The 19,498-nt window shown below is 40.7% G+C and carries 15 protein-coding genes; 7 read left to right on the forward strand and 8 right to left on the reverse strand.

Annotation, left to right across the window (positions count from 1 at the left end; translation table 11 throughout):
* Positions 1 to 220 precede the first annotated feature (220 nt).
* Genes RMY31_RS16510 through recG form a run of 3 tightly spaced genes read left to right on the forward strand, consistent with a single transcriptional unit; the run spans position 221 to position 3,926 of the window.
* The gene (locus tag RMY31_RS16510) at positions 221 to 1,246 is read left to right on the forward strand and encodes a hypothetical protein (RefSeq protein ID WP_322663406.1); all 1,026 of its coding nucleotides are present in this window, start codon (positions 221 to 223) and stop codon (positions 1,244 to 1,246) included.
* Between the two features lie 11 nt (positions 1,247 to 1,257).
* Positions 1,258 to 1,389: a hypothetical protein gene (locus tag RMY31_RS16515; protein ID WP_322663408.1), complete on the forward strand. Its 132-nt coding sequence runs from the start codon at positions 1,258 to 1,260 to the stop codon at positions 1,387 to 1,389.
* A complete protein-coding gene (gene recG / locus RMY31_RS16520) occupies positions 1,386 to 3,926 on the forward strand; it encodes an ATP-dependent DNA helicase RecG (RefSeq protein ID WP_322663409.1) in 2,541 nt (846 codons plus the stop codon). The genes RMY31_RS16515 and recG overlap by 4 nt, the downstream gene beginning before the upstream one ends.
* Positions 3,927 to 3,999: 73 nt before the next feature.
* Here recG and RMY31_RS16525 read toward each other — a convergent pair whose 3' ends face one another.
* Both RMY31_RS16525 and RMY31_RS16530 read right to left on the reverse strand, forming a co-directional pair.
* Entirely contained in the window at positions 4,000 to 4,593 is a 594-nt protein-coding gene (locus RMY31_RS16525) for a hypothetical protein (RefSeq protein WP_322663410.1), read from the reverse strand.
* A gap of 3 nt (positions 4,594 to 4,596) precedes the next feature.
* A complete protein-coding gene (locus RMY31_RS16530) occupies positions 4,597 to 7,227 on the reverse strand; it encodes an Eco57I restriction-modification methylase domain-containing protein (protein ID WP_409878024.1) in 2,631 nt (876 codons plus the stop codon).
* 1,273 nt (positions 7,228 to 8,500) lie between these two features.
* Between RMY31_RS16530 and mgtE the strand changes: the two genes are divergently transcribed.
* Complete coding sequence (mgtE, locus tag RMY31_RS16535; RefSeq protein WP_322663415.1) at positions 8,501 to 9,853, forward strand: magnesium transporter; 1,353 nt, start codon at positions 8,501 to 8,503, stop codon at positions 9,851 to 9,853.
* Between the two features lie 154 nt (positions 9,854 to 10,007).
* Positions 10,008 to 11,096, forward strand: a complete 1,089-nt coding sequence (locus tag RMY31_RS16540) for an aspartate carbamoyltransferase catalytic subunit (protein ID WP_322663417.1) — start codon at positions 10,008 to 10,010, stop codon at positions 11,094 to 11,096.
* Positions 11,097 to 11,244: 148 nt separating this feature from the next.
* On the opposite strand, the gene RMY31_RS16545 is transcribed toward RMY31_RS16540, so the two are convergent.
* Positions 11,245 to 11,808 (reverse strand): DinB family protein, encoded by a 564-nt coding sequence (locus RMY31_RS16545; protein WP_322663419.1) that lies wholly within the window; start codon positions 11,806 to 11,808, stop codon positions 11,245 to 11,247.
* 395 nt (positions 11,809 to 12,203) lie between these two features.
* Here RMY31_RS16545 and RMY31_RS16550 point away from each other — a divergent pair, with 395 nt between their 5' ends.
* Positions 12,204 to 12,644, forward strand: coding sequence for a pentapeptide repeat-containing protein (locus RMY31_RS16550; protein ID WP_322663421.1), 441 nt, complete (start codon positions 12,204 to 12,206; stop codon positions 12,642 to 12,644).
* 85 nt (positions 12,645 to 12,729) lie between these two features.
* Here RMY31_RS16550 and RMY31_RS16555 read toward each other — a convergent pair whose 3' ends face one another.
* The 3 genes from RMY31_RS16555 to RMY31_RS16565 all read right to left on the reverse strand — a co-directional run bounded on the left by RMY31_RS16555 (position 12,730) and on the right by RMY31_RS16565 (position 16,065).
* The gene (locus tag RMY31_RS16555; protein WP_322663423.1) at positions 12,730 to 14,070 is read right to left on the reverse strand and encodes a TldD/PmbA family protein; all 1,341 of its coding nucleotides are present in this window, start codon (positions 14,068 to 14,070) and stop codon (positions 12,730 to 12,732) included.
* Between the two features lie 58 nt (positions 14,071 to 14,128).
* On the reverse strand, positions 14,129 to 14,398 hold the full coding sequence (locus RMY31_RS16560; protein WP_322663428.1) for a four helix bundle protein: 270 nt from the start codon (positions 14,396 to 14,398) through the stop codon (positions 14,129 to 14,131).
* A gap of 194 nt (positions 14,399 to 14,592) precedes the next feature.
* Positions 14,593 to 16,065 (reverse strand): TldD/PmbA family protein, encoded by a 1,473-nt coding sequence (locus RMY31_RS16565; protein WP_322663430.1) that lies wholly within the window; start codon positions 16,063 to 16,065, stop codon positions 14,593 to 14,595.
* Between the two features lie 253 nt (positions 16,066 to 16,318).
* Here RMY31_RS16565 and RMY31_RS16570 point away from each other — a divergent pair, with 253 nt between their 5' ends.
* Positions 16,319 to 16,483 (forward strand): hypothetical protein, encoded by a 165-nt coding sequence (locus RMY31_RS16570; protein WP_322663432.1) that lies wholly within the window; start codon positions 16,319 to 16,321, stop codon positions 16,481 to 16,483.
* 143 nt (positions 16,484 to 16,626) lie between these two features.
* On the opposite strand, the gene RMY31_RS16575 is transcribed toward RMY31_RS16570, so the two are convergent.
* Together RMY31_RS16575 and RMY31_RS16580 are read right to left on the reverse strand one after the other, a co-directional pair.
* Positions 16,627 to 17,706 (reverse strand): PstS family phosphate ABC transporter substrate-binding protein, encoded by a 1,080-nt coding sequence (locus tag RMY31_RS16575; RefSeq protein ID WP_322663434.1) that lies wholly within the window; start codon positions 17,704 to 17,706, stop codon positions 16,627 to 16,629.
* 278 nt (positions 17,707 to 17,984) lie between these two features.
* Positions 17,985 to 19,268, reverse strand: a complete 1,284-nt coding sequence (locus RMY31_RS16580) for a serine/threonine-protein kinase (protein WP_322663436.1) — start codon at positions 19,266 to 19,268, stop codon at positions 17,985 to 17,987.
* Positions 19,269 to 19,498 lie beyond the last annotated feature (230 nt).

Raw genomic sequence — 19,498 nt, forward strand, 5'->3', positions numbered from 1 at the left:
TGACAACTGACAAAAGACTCTTTCAAGGACAGGTCAGTTAAACTATACTGACCTGTATTTTATTAGTTCTCAGCCGACCATAACTGATGAATATTTTTGGTCAAAGCTTAGAACATAGTTAATATAAAGTTTAAAATTTAAAATCCTTTGGATAGTTACTTTAGAATAAATGCGTACATTTGTACCATAATTTGGTTCTAATGGGCAATCAACAGAAGATATGGCAAGAGCAATTGAGCAAATTGAGCGGGATATTGCAGCACTGCAAGAAGCGATACGGGCGATCGCAACAGAACTTCACAATGCTTATGCCAGTTATTTAAACTCTTTAGGGCAAGCCTTACAGAAGCAGTTGATTCTGGCAAGTTACCACCTGTGTACTCAAGGGTATCCCGAAAACTTCCTGAAGTTGTCATTGCATCAGCGGCAACAATTGCAACAAGCCATCCGCAAATTAGGACAACAGGCAGCTAAGCAGTTGCTTACTTATATGAAGAGTCAGGCAGAGGGGGAAGATGAAGAAGATGAAGGTGATGAGGGAGCAACAGAAGAAGACGCAGATAGTGAAAATGTCACCGTGTCATCTTTCGAGTTGGGAAGTGACGCTCCTAACGTCGCTAACGCTGGGCTAACAGACTCGACGGAAACCGAAGCTAATCTGTTGGGTAATTCTGCCGATTTGGAGGAAGTAGCGTCCACGACTCCGACTTCCTCACCACGTTCACCTGTCCCCGTGTCCCTTTCTTCATCTCCTGTGTCCCTCAGTGCTGCTGTCCAAGAGGCTCTCACTCCTGACCTTTCTAACCCAATAGAATTGGCAAAATGGCAACAGAGCCTGGAATATCTGACTCAGCAGGCGCTGAAAAAAGTCTCCCATAACGCTAATGTTTTATTACAAAAAGCTGGTGTTTTACCTAAAAAATTACCAGAACCTATTTTAGAAGCGGCTGCGGCTGTATCGGAAGCATCTGCTGAGGTTATGCCAGGACCGCCTAACCTTTTAAACTTAGTAATTGAAATTGAAAATGAGCAGGATACAGAAAACAGCGGTCTGACACAGATCATGGCTATTAACCTACGGCTGGGTGAAATTGAATTTGCTGACGTGATGGTCTCATCTAGCCGCAAGCAAATTCGCAATATCTTAGTTCAGCTAAACAAGCTAGGACGAGAGTATCAAAAAAAGCAACGGGAACGCTCAGTTGCTGAAGCTGAAGCTGCATGGCGTGCCAGTTGGTTTGAATAAAGTTATGAGTTATGAATTATGAGTTATTAATTCAAAACTTACAACTCCTAACTCCTCAACGCCACTTGCTACAACGGGGAGGCAGCCGCCCACGAGACTGGCTCCGCAACGCAGTGGCTCCTCCTAACTCCATTGACCAATGACTAATGACATACCAGATTGGATACGATTGCACAAGGCTTTGGCAATAGAGGCGGAACATGGCTTTACAGATTTGATGGGTAAGCAATACCGCTTCAGCGAATTTCTGAGCCTGACTTTTGGTAAATTTCCCACAGCTTTGCCTTCTATTGAACGCCGCTATTGGCAAGAACTAGCAGTTAAATTTGCTAACTATCCCAATTTGGGGCTGGAAGACAGACAGCACTTGGTGGCGGAAGCTCGTAGGTATCTCTACCAACTGCAAAAAGAGCAAGGGGAGCAGGGGAGGCAGGGCGGTCTTGGGGTTTCCCCAAGTGGAGCAACTGCCGTGGAGCAAGGGAGCAAGGGAGCAGAGGAGCAGAGGAGAAGTTATCCATCAAAAATCCAGCCAAATTCTAAGTCTCCAATTGTTGCTGAGGTGAGTCGGAGGTTGGCTCCAAAAATTGACCAAAAACTCAGCGATCTACCAGAAATAGGCATCAGAAAAGCTGATAAATTGGCAGTTTTGCGTTTGTATACTGTGCGTGACTTGCTTTTCTACTATCCTCGCGACCACATTGACTATGCACGTCAGGTGAATATCCGCGAGTTGCAGGCGGGTGAAACTGTGACAACAGTGGCAACGGTGAAGCGTTGCAATTGCTTTACTAGCCCGAAGAATAAGAAATTATCAATTTTAGAACTGATACTTAAAGATAATACTGGTCAAATTAAAGTTAGTCGCTTCTGGGCTGGTACGCGTTTTACCAGTCGTGCTTGGCAAGAAAGTTTAAAACGCCGCTACCCAGTAGGTAGTATTGTAGCGGCGTGTGGGTTAGTGAAAGGAAGCAAGTACGGCTTGACGTTGGATAACCCAGAACTGGAAGTTCTAGCAAATCCAGGAGATACGATTGAGTCGCTAACTATCGGGCGGGTAGTGCCAATTTATGCCTTAACTGAGGGTGTGATGGCAAGTATGGTGCGACAGGCAGTCATTGCTGCGTTGCCAGCTGCGGCTCACCTCAAAGACCCGTTGCCTCATGGTTTGCGGCAGAAGTATGGTTTGATGGAATTAAAGGATGCGATCGCTAATATTCACTTTCCCGATGACAGCGCTACCTTACAAGTTGCCCGTCGTCGCCTAGTATTTGATGAATTTTTCTACTTGCAACTTGGTTTACTGCAACGTCAGCAGCAAGCAAGGGCTATCCAAACTAGCGCCATTCTTGCCCCCAAAGGTCAGTTAATTGAAAAATTCTACAAGCTACTGCCTTTTCAACTCACTGGCGCGCAGCAACGAGTCCTGAACGACATCCTCAACGACTTGCAAAAATCCGTGCCAATGAATCGTCTGGTACAGGGTGATGTTGGTTCGGGTAAAACTGTTGTCGCCGTGATTGCGATCTTGGCAGCAATTCAATCTGGCTACCAAGCTGCACTGATGGCTCCTACGGAAGTTTTAGCAGAACAGCATTATCGTAAGTTAGTTAACTGGTTTAACCTCCTGCATTTACCAGTGGAATTACTAACAGGTTCCACCAAAACTGCTAAAAGGCGAGAAATCCATTCCCAGTTAGAAACTGGCGAATTACCTCTGTTAGTGGGAACTCATGCTTTAATTCAAGATACCGTCAACTTTCAGCAATTGGGGTTAGTGGTGATTGACGAACAGCATCGCTTTGGCGTAAAACAGCGAGCGCTGCTACAACAAAAAGGCGAACAACCCCATGTATTAACTATGACTGCTACTCCCATTCCCCGGACACTAGCACTGACCATACACGGGGATATGAATGTTAGCCAGATTGATGAGTTACCACCAGGACGGCAAAAGATTCAGACCACTTTGTTAACAGGTCAGCAACGCACCCATGCTTACGACCTGATTCGCCGAGAAATTGCCCAAGGCAGGCAAGTTTATGTGGTGTTGCCACTGGTGGAAGAATCAGAAAAGCTGGATTTGCGATCGGCAGTTGAAGAACATCAAAAGCTACAGGAAAGTGTTTTTCCAGACTTTCAAGTAGGATTATTGCATGGTCGCATGAGTTCAGCCGACAAAGACGAAGCAATTACCAAATTTCGGGATAATCAAACGCAGATTCTAGTGTCTACCACTGTTGTTGAGGTTGGTGTTGACGTACCTAATGCAACAGTCATGCTCATCGAAAATGCAGAGCGATTTGGTTTATCGCAGCTGCACCAATTACGCGGGCGTGTTGGTCGTGGCGCGGCTCAGTCTTACTGTCTTTTGATGAGCAGTTCTAGAAGTCCTGATGCTCAACAAAGGCTGAAGGTGTTGGAACAGTCCCAGGATGGCTTTTTCATCTCTGAAATGGATATGCGTTTTCGCGGCCCTGGAGAAGTGCTGGGAACTCGACAATCGGGAGTGCCAGATTTTACTTTGGCAAGTTTAGTGGAAGATGAGGAAGTTTTACTGTTGGCGCGGCAAGCAGCTGAGAAAGTGATAGAAATAGATGCAACTCTAGAACGTTGGTATTTGATGAAAGAAGAGTTAAAGTACCGCTATGAGCGGCTGATGGGTGGGGCAATTTTGACGTGATAGACCATGACACGCTACCTCCCATAATACTTATAAATATCCTGTGGAAAACAAACAGTGACCTTGACCATAATCATTTTTGTGGAAACTGGTCTAAAACTTCTTCTTTAAGCATGAGTACAGCATCTTTTATTGCTTGTGTTAAAGAATTAACATCTGCAAGCACATGATTAAGATATCCGGAATTTAAAGCAATATGTGCATGCGGCCAAACATCGCAATGCGGCCAAGAAGCTTCAGAACACTCTATGTGGAGATGAAGGCTTTGTTTATACTTTGCATGAGCAGCGTTATCTGGCTCATTTGGATCGCAATGAAGAAGTAAAAACTCTTTTTCTTCCCCCAGAGAAGGTTCAATAATATAAAAGTGAAGATAAGCTCGTTCTAAGTAAAAAAATTCTTTCTTGGATTTTTTATCTTGATAATTTTTTATCCACTTCTCATAGTACATTGCGTGTACACTAGGAACAGTAGTTTTAAAGCGAAAATTAGTATAGTTTTTATCAGAATATTTGTTATTGGAATCTCTTACTGGTATAATGTATTGTTCTGGTGTACTACTAGGATATACGGAAAGTTTTTTATAATCTAAAGCAAGAGGTTTTAGAATCTGAGTTATTGCTTTGCGACGATCTCGAAGCTCCACACTAGAAGTAATAATTTTCATATTTTAAGCTGGAATGCCATAGATAGAACGCTCCTCAGCGTTAAACCCATAGAGATCGCTTACAATTTCATCAATCTCAATTTCAAGCTTAATTATGTCAGGGCCTGAAGCTAGTAGACGCTTATCAACCAATAGTAAGAGACGGTGCATTATTGAAGTGGATACTTTGGTTGGATCAGGAACTGGAGTTTTCATCATGCTTTTCGGCTCTAGCATTGAATAACCACTTCCATATTTATGTGAATGTTCAGCTATATAATTGTAACAAATTGTGGAATTTAAAATAGCTGTGAAATAACGTAATAAATCATATTCAGCATTTTGCTGCTTAAGATAAATTATGGGAGAACGAATTACAGCATATTTACCCTCACGATCTAGTGAGAATCGAGGCATAATTGCTAAGTGAGGACTAACAATTTTAGGTCGAGTTAAATATTCAAAACGTGGTCTTTCTAGTTCCCACCACAAGATTTGTTTTTTACGAGCTGAAGCACGTGATTCCAGTTTATTTTTATGTTTGAGTAAATAATCCCACGTCTTTGGAAACTTATTTTTTATATCATCTTCTTCTAATCTATGCCCATCGATGTAAGGATAGAAGAGATAGGTACTTACTTTTTCAGGAACACAATAAGATTCCATTTCCCGATCAGACAATAACGGAATGAAAATTTCTCTCTCATTTTTAGGCAGCTTGCTATCAGGAATAATGAATACCTTATTATTACCAGTCTGCAATCCTACTCGGATATGCGTAAAATCACCAATTTTTGGAAGTGCTTCTAACTTGCGTTGAATAGCTGATAAAGATGGAGGTAATAATACCCATTCATCGGCTAAAAAAGTTTTTTGGCTGACATTAAAAATGTTGTAAAACTTCGTTTCTATTTGGCGGCCTTCCACTACATCTTGTAGAGCGCGTCCTACTAGCTCTTGACATTGAGCAATAGTTGCTAAAGGCGCTGGCTCGAGATTAAATCGTTTTTGATATATTAGAAGAATAACATAAGAATTAACATCTTCAAATACTCGAACATCAGACAAATCAACTAAACAGCGAATCCAAGTTTCTTGGACAAGCATTTTTCGCATACCAGCAGAACTCTTAGCTAAAAGAAAATTGTGAGGTATGACAAACAAGCCATATCCACCTGGTTTTAAAACTTCTATACTAATTTTTAAAAAAGCTAAGTATAAATCTATTTTTCCACTGGCATCCGTGTTCATAAATTGTGCAACTCGCTGACGCATTGCATCACTTTGGTTTGTCAAAACAATGAAAGGTGGATTAGCAATAACAGCATCAAAGCTTTCCTTCAATTCAGGATGCTCTTGATAATACTTAATTGATTCCTCTGTATATATTGAAAGTTCTGATGGTAGCTCATTAGTCAGAACTAGATGAAGAAGAGATAAAGACAAGAGAGCAGCTTGACAGGCATTTGGATCGATATCTAATCCAACAATACTTCCAAATGCTGTTTTGATAAATTCAGTTGTAATTCCTCCCTGTGTTGGATCACACTGCATTTCCAAAAGTGTCCTTAAAAAAATTCCAGAGCCTATCGAAGGTTCAAAAGTACGAAGTCTTTTGAAAGTGAGTGGTGGCATTTGTTCACGCAGATATCTTGCAAAGAAGCGTGCAATAAATTGGGGAGTATAAAAGCTACCATAACTTTTATTAGGCTCTTCTTCTGGTAAAACTGGAAAAAGGCTAAGCTGAACAGTTTCTGTATCTGTAATTCTTAAAAGGCTAGTATAGCGTTCATAAATGCGGCTTAGAGCATGTTTAGATATTAGAGAGAAATCATATTCATAAGGTTTCGCATATTTAATTCTATAAAAATCTGTGAATAATGCTAATACTGTTTCATGGTTTAAGCTATCAAAACATCTTAGAAGTGATTCATCAACTAAATGTTGTGGAATATTCCTTTGATTAAAATGTTCAAGAGTTATGATAATAGCTTCTCTTATACTTAATGGTTCGTCATTAGCTCTAATGACACTTTCAAATAAAAATTGAGAATTGGATAAATCATTTCTTAGAGATGAATATAATCGACTGTAGTTATCTTCAACTGCTCTAGTAAAGATAATGGCATTAAACAAAGCAGAAAGTTCTCTGTTAGAGATGGAACTTGCAATCTCAGCATACAAATTACGTTTCCAAAAGGAAATAGTATTAATTAATGCATCATCTAATGCAGGAATATTTGGGTTTGGTCTTTTGCCTGAAACCTGTTCAAATGCTTTACTTCTTAAATTATCTAAATTATCACGAGAAATACGGCGATAGTCTACAATTTTTTCAGGATAGCTACGGTTAAAAATATACAATATTTGTTCCGGCTCAATTTGAATATGCCAATCAACTAGGTTATTATAAGATATATTTAATAGACGCTTTTTCTCTTCATAACTTAAGTCTATATAACTTCTATGTAAAAAGGTTATAACAGCCTGTGTTTCTAATCCATGTTCAACAATGAGGTGGGCATTAGCAAATTCACTGATTGATGGGATTTCTAGGATATCGCTTGGTGTCCACCCAAAATTATATGCAAAATCATTTAATATTCTAGCACGATCAATACCTGACAGCACTGTTGTTGGTGATGTAAGTTGCATTACAGTGTTGTACAGACTAGACACGCTTAATACCCCTTTAGCTTAAACTATAAATTTGCTATAATAGACAATTTTACTCTTAAATATGACAGAACACAAGCTAGTGAACTTATCGTTATGCAATAGGGTAAATTGGCACTTTTAAAAGTTATGCAGTACATAAATACTATATAATTTATGGGTGAAAAAGTAAACTATAAATACTTTTTTCTTTGTAAAAACAGGTAGTTACGTAAGTATGAATAATTGTTTAATAAAGTTTCTGTTGATTTTGCTTTATATAAATCTCCAACTATAAGCTGATTCAGCTAAATAATCTGAATTAGCGAGATTTTTGGCTCCAACAAGATCCGATGGCTAGTATGCTTATGCTTAAAATGAACATAGCTCCCAGGAACACCTAAAAGTCAAGTCATAATGTCTGAGATTGCTGCCTAAATTGCGTCTTGTCACAGCACGAACAAATAATAATTCCTGATGTATTTATACTTACGTGCGGCTAAATGCAAAGGAATAAGAGAAAGTTCTAGACTGAATTTACTAATTATGAACCAGTTCAACAGTAGGTTGTTATTACACTTGTTACTAGCTAGATGGAGGAGAGAATAAAACAAGGACAACAAGAAGGTGAATATGCACTAACTACAGATCAACTGACGCGACGAATTAGTAAAGTTGAGCCTGATTTACAAGAAAAGAACGCATTTGTAAGCTATTTTTGATTCAACTAGTAAATTTGGCTGAAGCATTGTTAATTTATCGAATGCAGGGGAATTGCTCTTTTGGTTAGACAGCCTGGATAGTTATTAACTAACTACAAGAATGGTAAAAAAGTACTGTGATTGCCCATTACTCTATTTTTTGCACTCGATTAAGAGCGATCGCACACAAACATCTCTTTCGTCTTTAAACAAAAACTACTACTTGGTTTGTAAATATTTTAACTCTGTGAAGTTGGTCAGTAAATTCCTAGATTGACTTGACACAAATCATAACAGTAGTAAAATTTACAATAACCACACGAAAATCAAGGCAATAAAATAAAGTAGCGTACTTGTGCGTAACACCACAAATTATGCATACTAATAGTCAACATTCATCTGACAAAAACATTCCAGGTTAATACTATGACCTGGGAATGCTTTGATTTCATATCACTAAACTAAATTGTTGCGTTGAGATTTTATGGACAAAAGTCCACAAGATGGCAGTATTATCCTCCTCTAAGCTGGTGAGGCAGTCTCCCAGCGCGGGGGAGACATTAGGAGGTATCATGCTTACACAAGATATTCGCAATTCCCTCATTGATGCGACCGATTTAAACCAGCTCAAATGGGATTTAAACCGTTTACAACCTGTAGATGTAGGAGAGTACATTACACAATTGCCCGAAAAACAGCGGGCGATCGCATTTCGGCTACTCAATAAAGCTCAGGCAATTGATGTATTTGAATATCTGCCAACAGAGGTGCAGGAAGAACTGATAAATTCCCTGCATAATATCGAGGTAGTGCAACTTGTAGAGGCGATGAGTCCTGATGAACGAGCAGAATTGTTTGACGAACTGCCTGCTGGAGTCATCAAACGGTTATTGCAAGAATTAAGTCCAGAACAAAGGCAAGCAACAGCCACGATTCTCGGCTATCCAGAAGGTACGGCTGGGCGGGTGATGACAACAGAATATGTGCGGTTACGGGAGGGATTAACTGTAGGAGAAGCCCTAAGCAAGATCCGCCGTCAGGACGAAGACAAGGAGACTATTTACTATGCCTATGTCACGGACGACAACCGCACCCTGGTTCGCGTTGTTTCATTGCGTCAGTTGCTATTCACCTTTCCTGACGTTTTGATTCGAGATATTGCCAGCAATCGCGTACTTAAAGTGCGAACCGAAACGCCCCAAGAAGAAGTCGCCCAAATCATGAAGCGCTATGACTTAATCGCTATCCCCGTAGTTGACCGGGAAGACCGATTGGTCGGCATTATCACGATTGATGACGTGATTGATATTTTGGAAGAGGAAGCCACAGAAGACATTCAAAAACTGGCAGGTGTAAGTGGCGATGAAGCAGCTTTGTCTCCTCCTCAAGTTACCATTCGCAAGCGCTTGCCTTGGTTGTTGGGAATTATGGGATTGTACATAGGTGCAGCCAGTGCGATCGCACCTTTCCAATCTGTAATTGCTGCTGTTCCAGTGCTGGCAGTCATCATGCCAATTTTTTCTAACACTGGTGGTACTGTAGGTATTCAAGCATTAACGGTAACAATTAGAGGCTTAGGTGTAGGTGAAGTGACACCAAGAGATACTCTAAAAATTCTCCGCAAGGAACTTTTTGCTGGTTTCGGCACAGCCATAGCTTTATCCGTAACTATGTTTTTGCTTTCCTTAATTTGGGCACACCCTCAAGAGCGATGGGTAGCCTTAGTTGCAGGATTGGTCATGGCAACCAATACAATTGTGGCTGTGACTCTTGGTACTTTACTGCCAATGGGTTTGAAGCGGCTGAAGCTAGATCCTGCCTTAGTTAGCGGGCCGTTAGTGACAACCATGCTGGATACAATTGGATTCTTAACATTCCTCACCTTAATTTCCATCGCTTTGAAGGTTTTCCATTTACCAACTTAATCCCCAGCTCCAAAGAAGATGTATCTACTTTGATAGAGGACAGGTGGTATTATTGCCTCTGCATATATAAATTAAAAAGCTGTAGAAAAGCGTTGCACAGCACCTTTGTCAGGAGGCTAGCTCGTATCTCTACGCAGACCAATGATAGCTATTTATGCCTACTACCACCTGGAATCGTCATCACGTTCTCTCCTTAGCTGACTTCACTGCCGCTGAATACGATACTGTTTTGCAAACTGCTGCCAGTTTTCAGGAAGTGCTATCACGGCGGACGAAGAAAGTACCAACCTTGCAGGGACAGGTGGTGGCGAATTTATTTTTTGAACCGTCTACCCGCACTCGCAGCAGTTTTGAACTTGCTGCCAAACGCTTAAGTGCAGATACGCTGAACTTTGCTGCATCTACTTCTTCTATGACCAAAGGAGAAACAATTCTCGATACAGCGAAAACCTATTTGGCTATGGGAACTGATATTATGGTGATTCGCCATCGAGAAGCGGGAGTACCAAATGCGATCGCAGCTGAAATGAATCGTCTCGGTGTAAAAGTTAGCGTCCTCAATGCTGGTGATGGTCAACACGAACATCCTTCCCAAGCGCTGCTAGATTTATTTACCATTTGTACTCTGATTGACCCAAATCATCCCCGACTAGAACTTTTAAAGGATAAAAAAATTGCTATTGTTGGGGATATTTTGCATTCTCGTGTAGCGCGATCGAACATTTGGAGTTTAACAGCCAGTGGCGCTCAAGTGCATCTCGCCGCACCACCCACCCTTTTACCCAAGTTATTTGCCGAGTATGTCTTGGAGGAGTCAGGAGGCGAGAGAGCAGGGGGAGCAGGGGAGGCAGAGGAGGCAGGGGGAGAGGAAGTAGTATCAATATCTCCCTCATCCCAAATTCTCAACCGTCAACTCTTTCTGCATTGGCAGCTAGAACCCGCTTTACAGGATGCTGATTTTGTCATGACTTTGCGCCTGCAAAAGGAGCGGATGACTGCTCATTTACTGCCAAGTCTGCGAGAATATCATCAAATGTTTGGTATTACACGCGCAAAGCTGCAACTATGCAAGTCTAACGTCAAAGTTTTGCATCCAGGCCCGGTTAACCGTGGTGTTGAAATTAGCTCAGAATTGATGGATGATCCAGAATTTAGTCTCATTCAATCACAAGTTACCAGTGGAGTAGCCGTTCGCATGGCGCTGTTGTATTTGTTAGGCAGCGGCAAAGCTTCAGGAATTTAAAATTAAAAATTTACTGCTTGGCTAATACCATTTCCCAAAAATAATGATACAGATCCAAACCCAGAAACCTAGACTAAATGGGACTTTCTTAATTACGAATTACGAATTATGAATTACGAATTACGAATTGGTATAACTTGCAGCCGCACTAAGGAGTAATATCAGCTTCGCTAAAGCCGAGGAGTATCAAGTTCTCAGCACGGTTTGGAGCATTACCCTCCATTAAAAATTCATCAAGTTGCGGAGGCTCAACTGTAGTTTTAGATAGCATTGCATGTACCTGTCCGCGATGATGAATTTGGTGAACAAACAAATGAGCTAGCGTCCGATCGATGCGATCGCGTTTTATTCCCTGCTGAACTCGATCGAAAGCGATTTTTTCAATAATGCCTTCTGATGTCAAGCGATCGCACAACTGAATTAGTCTTCGATCTGCTGCGGCTTGAGCTTGCTGGAGTTCGATTACAGTTCTATAAGGTGTTGTATCCTTAAAAACTGACAATCCGAGATTACCGCCTTCTAGAGCATCTAAATTATACCAATCTATAATCAATATATGATTCAGCGTCAGTAAAATTGAGGGAAAAAAGCTCGTCCGTTTGGCTTCAAGTTCCGTTTGATTGAGTTTTGCACATGCATTTAACAGACGAAAGTTAGACCATCTATTGTTGCGTGCCATAATTTGAAAATGTTTGGCGATCGCATCGTTCATAAGAAATAGCTTTAATTACAATAGCAAATTCTTATTAAATCATATTTAACTTATTTTGCTTTTTAACCATTGCTATATAAAGGTTTCAGCTCTTGTAGGTACTTCGTTGTCATCTAACTAATTATCCTAAAAAGTTCAAATCTCATGTTTAAAAATAAAAATTTAATTTGACGATTTCACCTTTAAGCTTGAGTTTTCTCTATTTAGCTCAATCTTACTCGCTGATAGATAAACTATTTTGTTCTTCTGGCTCTAACTATAGTAAGAATATTTGCATCTAAGTTAAATCAGAAATTATTCCGCTTGTATGAGGACAAAATTCTGGAATTTGAGAAAATGGTACTGTAGAAATTTAGTAGTTGATGACTTCTGAAAGTATCAGAGGTAAAAAAACTATGAAACCAATATTTTTGACGACGGCAGCTTTATTTAGTACCTTAGTCCTGGCTACTCCTATTTCTGCCAAAGCAGAAAACATCAACACTGTACAGCGTTTGGTAGAAACGAGAGAATGTTCTGGATGTAATTTAGCAGGAGTAAACCTCAAAGGTACTCACCTAATAGGTGTTGATTTGAGGAACGCAAATTTAAAAAATGCAAATTTAGAAGGTGCTAACTTAGAAGGTGCTGATTTAACAGGTGCAAATTTAACAGGTGCAAATTTAACAGAAACCTTTGCCAATGGTACTAGCTTCAATAACGCTAACCTGACTAATGCCGATCTAAGCAATGCTAATTTACACAATGCTGAAGTAGATGGTGCTGTGATGATTGGAACTAAAATAAGTGGCGCTGATGGGTTTGATATCAATCTTGGTGTCGGAGGGGAAGAATGAATACAGACGCGATTAATCGCGTCTGTACAAAAGTTAAGAATTAGAAGTTAAAAGTAAAAACTCCCAACTCCTAACTTCTCAAACTTTAGTCGCCAGTAATCGATAGTTCATTAACCCAGACTTTAGGTGCCACTCCTCCTGGTGTTAACTCCACCTCTTTTTCTACATAAATAATTGACTTCAAGAGTTCCAAAAAATCACCAGCAACAGTTGCTGACTCAATGCTCGTCCTGACACCTTTGTTGATTATCCAACCATCGAAAGGCAAAGAGAAAGAGCCTTGTAAAGCTTTAACGCCTGCATGAAGAGCATGTAAATCATCAACAAAAATTACATTCTCAGCTGTTTCTAAGCTCAATTCTTGCTCAGGCATGGTCGCTGCAAAAACGTGATAAAAATTAGGACTGACACTGACTTTTGCACCAATACTTGCATTACCTGTTGGCTTAGTATTCATTCTTTTAGCAGTCCCAGCACTGTGGAGAAAGCTGGTTAAAACCCCATTTTCAATCAGCGAAACCTGACGAGTAGGTGTTCCTTCACCATCAAAACTTTCTGCACCAATATTTGCTGGGTGAAGCGCATCATCATAAACCGAAAGTAAAGAAGAAGCAATTTGCTTACCTAAATCATCAGGAGTAGATAAGCTTTGTTTGTCCAGAATGCTTTGAGCATTGAATAAATTAGAGAAAGCACCCAACAGACTTAAAAAAGCCTCCGGTGAGAAAACAACTCGATATTTGCCAGTCTTGATTTTCTCATAATTCAAGTGGCTGATAGTTTTCTCGGCAGTTTCTTTGATGCAACCATTAATGTCTAGATTATCTAGACTGCGGTTAATTCTAAAAGCGCCTGCACTGCGCGGTTTTTTTCCTTCTTCCTCAGTTTTGCTGTAGAGATAAACAGATGCCAAGGAGTGAGATTCGGTTCTGACTGCGCCGTCGCTATTGAGATAAAATCTATCAATATCTCTTTGGGCTAGGCCATTATAAGGCACTCCTTTAATTGCCGGATGAGCCACCAGTAGTTCTTTTTCCGCTAAGATCAGTTTTTCTATTAGTTCAGAAACAGGTGATTGGGGAGCTTTATCATGAGGTGTATTGGTAATAGGAATAGTAGCCTCTGGACTAAATTCAGGGACATTTTCCTTAACACCAAAGAAACTAGCTTCATAGGCAGTTTTCAAAGCTAATTCTAGCCCCTTGGGATCTACATCTGTGGTACTGGTGACACCCATTGTATTGTCTTCATTCCAAACACGAACAGTAACACCAGAGCGATTTGACGCTTTAACTTGTTTTGGCTCGCCTCGATCCACTTGTACGCTAGTTTCATCTACTGTTGAGCCATAAATGTCGAATTTATTAATGCCAAGCTTCTCAGCATTGTCCTTGGCATAAGTTGCAATTTCATTGATATTCGGCATAATTCAATTTGGGATTTTAGATTTTAGATTTTGGATTAAAAAAAGTAGATTTTCGATGTTAGATTTTAGATTTTGGATTTTCTCTGTTTTGTTTTTCTCGTAGCGTTTTTATTGACGCAACGGTCATAGCAATAATTTCGGTAGCTTCTTGCATAAGACTTTTCAGTTTTTCTGCTGTCATTAATCCTGATTCAACAAGAAGCTCTAACCAATAAAGTGTTTCATCAGCTTCTTCTTCCACGATACTGAGTTTAGCAATCAAATCGGCTACTGATTTAGACCGACAAGCTGCTCGATAGTTAGCACCTACAGAAGTAGCTGAACGCAACAATTGTTTGCTAATGATATTCAGCAGTTTTCGTTTGTGGCAGTGCCTCAACTAGACAAATAACTCGCAATGCAAGCTGCTTTGTTCTAGCCTTAAACTGTTGCTTGTTCACAATCTAAAATCCGTCTTGGAAAGTTTGCTACGGAGGGAAACCCTCCTGGCAACTTTCCGCAAAATCTAAAATCTAAAATTCTTTAGCGTCCACCTACAGTTATAGAATCAACTTTGATATGGGGTTGTCCGACTGTAGTGTAAATACTGCCACTAACGGAACCACAAAACCCAGGTGCAAGTTCCAAATCTTGGGAACACATGGAAATTTTATTCATGATTTCTTTGGCTTCACCGATGAGGGTGGCTCCCTTTAGTGGTTTGGTAATTTTGCCATTTTCAATTAAATAAGCTTCATCAACACTAAAGTTAAATTGGCCTGTAGCACCAACGCTACCACCACCCATCTTTTTACAATAAATGCCTTTATCAACAGAGGCAAATAAATCTTCAGTTGTATATTCGCCAGGAGCAATATAAGTATTACGCATCCGACTAGCAGCGGCAAAGGTATAATTCTGACGACGACCACTTCCAGTTCTGGGGTGTCCGGTGCGTGCAGAACCTGTTCTATCTGCTAAGAAGTTCTTGAGAACGCCTTTTTCAATTAAGAGAGTTCTTTGAGCAGGCATACCTTCGTCATCCATGTCAATTGTACCGAAGGCATTTTCAGCTCGCCCTTCGTCCCATGCTGTCAAACTTTCGTGGGCAATTTTTTCGCCTTTTTGATCTGCAAAGGGAGTGGTATTGCGTTCGATTTGAGTGGTTTCTAGCAGGTGTCCGCAGGCTTCGTGGAAGATGACTCCACCGAAGTGATTTGCCATGATAATCGGGTAAGTGCCTGATTCTACGTAATCTGCGTAGAGCATTTTGCCAGCGGATTCTGCTATTTGTTCGGCGGCTTGTTGATAATCCCAGGTTCTGAGGAAGTTAGCATCGCTGGTGTTACCAGCCCGTTCGCCGATGGAAGCGCGATTAGTACCATCAGCACATAGGAGATTAAATCCCACAGATTGGGTGAGGCGAATGTCACGGGCAAATGTGCCATCACTACCGGCGACTAAGACCTCTTGCCAATCCCGGAAATAGGTAGCGCGGCGCGATTGCACATGGTTAGCTTTTTGCTTGAGGCGGGTAGTACCATCAAGGAGGATTTCTCCCATTTCTCGAATGGAGCTACACAGAGGTAACCACCCATCTTTGCCTCGTTTGGTGGCGTAGTCTCTTAGTAATTCCAAATTAATTTCTGGTATAAAAGCATTAGGATTAGGTAGTTGTAATCCTAGGATAGAAAGACCTTTTTCTAAGGCGGCTTTCAAACCTGAAAAGGAAAGGTTATTTGTGCTAACGTAGCAATCAGCTTTGCCGCGAAATACTCTAACTCCGGCACCTGTAGCTAGACTTGGTGAAATACTGGTGATAGCGTCATCTTCTGCAAGACAACTAATATAGTTGCGACGCTCTAAGAAAAATTCAATGAAGTCTGCACCAGCGGCGCGTCCTAGTCCTAAAAGGGTAGCCAGGGGGGCTTCCCAGGTTTCATCGAATCGCTCCGATGTGGAAGAATATTGCAAATTGGGGAGTTGGTTCGATAGAAGTAGCGTACTTGTAAGCATGAATAGCCTCGTATGCTGGCATTATCAGAGATTTGACTAAAAAATCCTGGTGTGTTCACTCTAGCAAATTTACATCTTGACTAACTGCTTAAAGAGCATTTAGGCAGTAGGGTTTTCCGCCATATTATCTAACTGTTGTCTTGTAATTTTATTCAATATTCATAACCGCGATCGCGAATCAGCTTGATGAAGCTATCCCACGAATACCAGAATGTGGCAATCTGCTTTGCAAATAAGATGGGTGTATACTAGTATGCTAACAATAGCGCGATCGCAGTCTTTACTCTCACTGAATTGTGACAATGAAATCAGCCCCCAGAAGGAGGCCGATCGAGTTATGCGTTTGGAGCAAATAACTATTGAAGAAGAACTCAGAAGTCAGAATTCAGGAGTCAGAATCAATCAGTCGCGGGACTGAATCCCCGACTGATTGAAGACCACCAAATCTCCGATTTGGAGGGGGTCTTAAACCCGTTTATTCATTTGCCAGTCGCACAGAATTCAGAATGAATTCTGGCTCCTGACTTGTGAATTCTGTTTCGATAACTAATACTCAAAAGTCTACTGGCGAACCCCCAGGAAACCAGCTTGTTCGAGTGCCTTTTGCCCTTGGTCGGTAAGTAAAAGATTGGCATAGGCTTGACCAGCTTTCTGTTCTCGATCTTTGTTTTGCTTAATAATCACAAACAAGCTAGTAGTAATTGGATAGCTGCCATTTTTGATCGCTTCGGTATTGACTCGATTGCGCTGACGTGGGCACTGTTCGGGTAGTACCAAGGGTTCGCGATAGGGTGAAATTAGCTGTTCAACAGTGCGACCTAGTGGCAAAGGCTTCACACTACATTGCGACACTACTGCACGCGCAGAAGCGTAATATACACCACCAGGAGTTTTACTGAGTTGCCGCACAGCCTCTGTAGTAGAGTATACATACTCTATCTTAGAGTTAAAGGCTTGTTTGTCTAAATCAGTTTTTGTCGAAAATATTGCTGTGTCTGCATCCTCCGGTCGTTGAGAGAAAGGAGTGATGGGTAGGTTTGGCCCACCCACTTGTTTCCAGTTAGTAATCTGCCCTAAATAAATCTGCTGCAACTGTTTAATAGTTAACCCCGGCACCTTCAGCGATGGGTTGACTACCACGGCTATTCCATCAATGCCCACTTGCTTTTCCTCAAGTGTAAAGCCTCGCTGTCTGGCAATGGCTCGTTCTTCATCTGTGAGGGGACGGGAGGATTGAGCAAAGTCCAATTGTCCGTCAAGCAACATACGAATGCCTGAGGTAGAACCAGGGCTACCGTTAACGGGGTCTACGTAGCGTAATTGTAGTTCAGGGCGAGCGCTCTGAATTTGAGAATCTACTAATTGCCGGATAAATGCCCAAGCTGTACTACCACCGTAATTGAATGATTCGGGTGGGATATCAGCAACTGTTTCAAAGGTGGATGCACCTTCAGAGGTAGTGTCTAAACTGAGACTATTGGTAGTTTCAAGGCTGCTTCGAGTCAATAAATCCGGCTTCAGTAACCACCAAAGCAGTCCGCCAATAACCATAAGTGTCAGGACTTTGCCAATAATCAAACCTCTAAGAAAGACAGCGATATCTCCTTTAATTAGGGATCTTCTTTCGTTTGTATTGTCCATATCATTGTGTGGTTTATATTATTGACTTATATTATTTATCCTGATGGTCTTTTGAAATATAAAAGTTCAAAGAACATTTATAGCAATCCTAAATCTTTGTTAGAGAACTCTAAAAAATTAATTATCTTGCTTAAAGTTGTTAACTTTTGACAGTTGACTGCTGTTATCAAAATAATTAAGATGCCTGAATGATTTGATAATTGGGGAATCTTAGCTTGACAATTTTCATAAATAAAATAGGAGTCCCATATAACAACCAGTTGATAACTGGCAGATAATTAATCTTTTATAATGTTGCGATATGTAATTTGTCTATTGGTATTCTCTGCGATCGCACAATTGCTTTCGCAAACTCCTCTGTTGGTTGCGGATTTGACTATGGGAATATCCACCTGAACTAACGTTAAATCAACAAATTTTTCTATAAACCTCTTGAATTTTAATTGAGTGGGATTAGTTGGTAGTGATGTACTTGTAAAAAGTAATGTATAAATTAAAACTATTAGTACTAGACTTGTGAGAGTGCCAAGTCCTATTCCCAATAGCAAAAGAAAGTTTTTATAAGGTAGCAAATAGTCTTCATCAGGGTTTGTGTCTTTGTCAGCAGATTGTGAGGATGGTGACACAGCTTGAGCAGAAGTCAGCGCTTCCAAAGCTTCTGCGGCAGAGTGGTAACGCTGGCTATGGCGATCGCGAACCATTGTATCTAAAATATCTGCGAGGGATTGACTTACCTGTGCCTTGTTACGCCAGATAATTTCTCCTGTATTGGGATCTTCTTGTAGTTGGTTGGGCATTAAACCTGTTAAAGCTTGAATGCCAATCATGCCCACTGCATAAATATCACTGCAAAGCCTTGGCTTTCCCTTGGCTTGTTCGCTTGGCATATAGCCAGGAGTGCCAATAATAATCGTGGTACCAGATCCCAAAGCACTCATTTTCTTGATGCTCCCAAAGTCAATCAGCACAATCTTCCCATCAGAGTGTCGCCGCATTAAATTTTGGGGCTTAATATCACGGTGAATGATTTTGTGTTGGTGGACAAAGACTAATATTTCTAGAATCTGTTTCAATAAATTAAAGACTGTATTCTCGCTCAGACGTTGACCTGCTACAATCTCCTCTGTCAAGTCATGACCGTCAATAAATTCCTGGACTAAATAAAAATTTTCATTTTCATTAAAGTGGGCAAATAGTCTGGGAATTTGGTCGTGGTTGTTGCCAAGCTGATACAAAACTTCGGCTTCCCGAGCAAACAGGTTTTGAGCGATCGGTACAGCATCTGGATTAGAATCTTTTGGTTGAAAATGTTTGACGACGCAGTAGGGTTGCCCTGGTAAATCCAAGTCTAGGGCTAGGTAAGTATCACCCGAACCACCGCTCCCTAAAAGTTTAACAATCTCAAAACGATTCCGAAGTATTGTTTTGATGAGAGGGGACTGAGTTGTATGGCGTATTCTATCTGATAATAACTGGGTATTGCGAGATCCTTTACTCCTGAGAATTTTGATAGTGTCTAAGCCATTTTGAAGTGTTTGTTTGATGAGAGGATACCGACGCATCTGGCGTATTCTACCTGCTATATTACTGACCAGTCAAAGTTAGACTAAGGATAAGAATTATTTACCGCTGCGTTTTTTTATCTGAAGCAACAATTTCCCATACTTTCTATGCACTTTAAAGCAGTTCTAGGGGTTAGCAGCTTGATTGCTTGATTTGATACTTTTATAAGCATCTTAGTTTTATGCAATACATGCGAAAATTCTAGCAAATAATGAACATTCGCAAAAGG

Origin of the sequence: Dendronalium sp. ChiSLP03b (genome assembly GCF_034531165.2) — a bacterium.
In the GTDB taxonomy this organism is placed as follows: domain Bacteria; phylum Cyanobacteriota; class Cyanobacteriia; order Cyanobacteriales; family Nostocaceae; genus Dendronalium; species Dendronalium minutum.

Bases quoted from the DNA above. Each gene is read 5' to 3' on its own strand.
- RMY31_RS16510 (WP_322663406.1), top strand. From the start codon at position 221: ATGGCAAGAGCAATTGAGCAAATTGAGCGGGATATTGCAGCACTGCAA.
- RMY31_RS16515 (WP_322663408.1), top strand. From the start codon at position 1,258: ATGAATTATGAGTTATTAATTCAAAACTTACAACTCCTAACTCCTCAA.
- recG (WP_322663409.1), top strand. From the start codon at position 1,386: ATGACTAATGACATACCAGATTGGATACGATTGCACAAGGCTTTGGCA.
- RMY31_RS16525 (WP_322663410.1), bottom strand. From the start codon at position 4,593: ATGAAAATTATTACTTCTAGTGTGGAGCTTCGAGATCGTCGCAAAGCA.
- RMY31_RS16530 (WP_409878024.1), bottom strand. From the start codon at position 7,227: ATGCAACTTACATCACCAACAACAGTGCTGTCAGGTATTGATCGTGCT.
- mgtE (WP_322663415.1), top strand. From the start codon at position 8,501: ATGCTTACACAAGATATTCGCAATTCCCTCATTGATGCGACCGATTTA.
- RMY31_RS16540 (WP_322663417.1), top strand. From the start codon at position 10,008: ATGCCTACTACCACCTGGAATCGTCATCACGTTCTCTCCTTAGCTGAC.
- RMY31_RS16545 (WP_322663419.1), bottom strand. From the start codon at position 11,808: ATGAACGATGCGATCGCCAAACATTTTCAAATTATGGCACGCAACAAT.
- RMY31_RS16550 (WP_322663421.1), top strand. From the start codon at position 12,204: ATGAAACCAATATTTTTGACGACGGCAGCTTTATTTAGTACCTTAGTC.
- RMY31_RS16555 (WP_322663423.1), bottom strand. From the start codon at position 14,070: ATGCCGAATATCAATGAAATTGCAACTTATGCCAAGGACAATGCTGAG.
- RMY31_RS16565 (WP_322663430.1), bottom strand. From the start codon at position 16,065: ATGCTTACAAGTACGCTACTTCTATCGAACCAACTCCCCAATTTGCAA.
- RMY31_RS16570 (WP_322663432.1), top strand. From the start codon at position 16,319: ATGCTAACAATAGCGCGATCGCAGTCTTTACTCTCACTGAATTGTGAC.
- RMY31_RS16575 (WP_322663434.1), bottom strand. From the start codon at position 17,706: ATGGACAATACAAACGAAAGAAGATCCCTAATTAAAGGAGATATCGCT.
- RMY31_RS16580 (WP_322663436.1), bottom strand. From the start codon at position 19,268: ATGCGTCGGTATCCTCTCATCAAACAAACACTTCAAAATGGCTTAGAC.